We start from the raw sequence: 2,085 nt of genomic DNA on the forward strand, positions 1-2,085 counted from the left end.
CCCCAAGCCCCAAAAGAGGCCCCCATGATCAACGATTTCGCCCTTCATCCGCAACTTGCCGCCGACACCGATCTCGTCACCGACGGTCCGCTATCCCATGTCCTGTTGATGAATGACGCCCGCTATCCGTGGCTGATCCTTGTGCCAAAACGCGCCAATCTGGTCGATTATGACGATCTGAGCGCGGATGAACGCAAATTGCTGGGTGATGAATGCGCGATTGCCTCGGCAACGCTGAAACGCCGTTTCAACGCCGATAAAACCAATGTCGCGATGCTGGGCAACATGGTTCCGCAACTACATTGCCACGTCGTCGCCCGGTTCAAAAATGATGCCGCATGGCCCGGCCCGATCTGGGGCGTCGGCAAGGCCGAACCTTATGACGAGGAAACCGGCAATGAACGTCTGGCGATCCTGCGGGCCGATCTGATTTCGGCTTTCAAGCATCTGTAATTTCCCGCTTTGCCGCTCCTTGACGCATATCAAGGAAGATGAATTTGGAATAATGCAAAAGACGGACAGAACGAATTTTCGGGATGTCCGTCATGCAACTCGCCCTTTACGAAAAATACGACCTGCGTCTGCCGCGCTATACCAGCTATCCGACCGCACCGCATTTCAGTGCGTCGGTGAATGGCAGGGTTTTCGAAAGCTGGCTGGGTGACCTTGATCCCGCGCAACCCTTATCGCTTTATCTGCATATTCCGTGGTGCCGTGAAATGTGCTGGTTCTGCGGGTGCAATACCAAAATCACCAAGCAATATGACCCGGTCGGCAATTTTGTTGTCGCCCTTCGGGCTGAAATCGCAAGCCTGCTGTCAAAACTTGACCCCGCCCACCGTTTCAAGGTGTCGCACATTCATTTTGGCGGCGGCAGCCCGACGGCACTTAAACCCGAAGACCTGCGCGCGATCATGGCCGATCTGACCGATCGCATCGATATCCTTGACGATGCCGAAGTCGCCCTTGAAATGGATCCGCGCACAGCCACCCCGGAATTTATCGATGCCATGGCCGATTGCGGCTTTACCCGCGCCAGCATCGGCATTCAGGATTTCAACCCGTTTGTCCAGCGTGCGGTCAACCGCGTGCAATCGTTTGAGCTGGTCGAAGATGTCATTGCCCGTCTGCGTGCGCACAAAATTTCGGGCATCAATGTCGATCTGATGTATGGCCTGCCGTTCCAGACGGTCGACAGCATCATCGAAACCGTTGATCAGACGGTCACGCTCAACCCCGACCGCCTGTCGGTATTCGGTTATGCCCATGTGCCATGGATGAAAAAGCATCAGAACCTGATCCCGACCGAAGCCCTGCCCGACACCGCAGCCCGCTGGGCCCAGTACGAAGCCATCCAGACCCAGCTGACCTCGCATGGTTACAGCGCCATCGGCCTTGACCATTTCGCCCGCGATGACGACGCGATGGCCATCGCACAGAAAAGCGGCCTTTTACATCGTAATTTTCAGGGCTACACCACCGACCGCGCCGAAGCATTGATCGGTTTTGGCCCGTCTGCGATTTCGTCCCTGCCACAGGGCTATGCCCAGAACGACCCGGCCCTTGCCCGCTGGCAACGCGCGGTAGAGGCCGGAAAATGTGCGATTGAGAAGGGCATTGCGGTCAGTAACGAGGATCGCATCCGGCGCGACATCATCAACGAACTGATGTGCAACCTGACGGTTGATGTCGCCGCCATCTGCGCCGATCACGGCACATCCGTCGACCGCTTCACATGCGAAATCGACCGGGTCCGCGCCATGACACAGGATGGCATCGTCGAAGTTAACGGCACACACATCCACCTGACCGAAAGCGGCCGACCGCTTGTCCGGGCGGTGTGTGCCGCGTTTGATACCTATCTTGATCACGCCCACGGACGGCATTCACAGGCGGTCTAGATGTGGCTGTCAACAGGGCCGGATAACCCGGCCCTCAGACCGCTGACACAGCCCTCCCAATCCGATTGTCATTCACAACCTGATCGTCATTCCCGCGAAGGCGGGAAGATGGACTCACACTTGAAGTGCAACATGTTTGACCTGCTCAGAGAATAGCTCGGCAGGGGTTTTGAAGTTAAGGCAC

2 protein-coding genes are annotated in these 2,085 nt (G+C 56.8%); both read left to right on the forward strand.

Annotation, left to right across the window (positions count from 1 at the left end; all coding sequences use genetic code 11):
* Positions 1-453: HIT family protein (locus tag BC440_RS11555; RefSeq protein ID WP_247643572.1), on the forward strand; the 453-nt coding region annotated here is incomplete at its 5' end.
* A 92-nt stretch (positions 454-545) separates the two neighbouring features.
* Positions 546-1,901 (forward strand): oxygen-independent coproporphyrinogen III oxidase, encoded by a 1,356-nt coding sequence (gene hemN, locus BC440_RS11560; RefSeq protein WP_071240245.1) that lies wholly within the window; start codon positions 546-548, stop codon positions 1,899-1,901.
* Positions 1,902-2,085 lie beyond the last annotated feature (184 nt).

The organism is Thalassospira sp. MIT1004, from assembly GCF_001858545.1.
GTDB classification, from domain to species: domain Bacteria; phylum Pseudomonadota; class Alphaproteobacteria; order Rhodospirillales; family Thalassospiraceae; genus Thalassospira; species Thalassospira xiamenensis.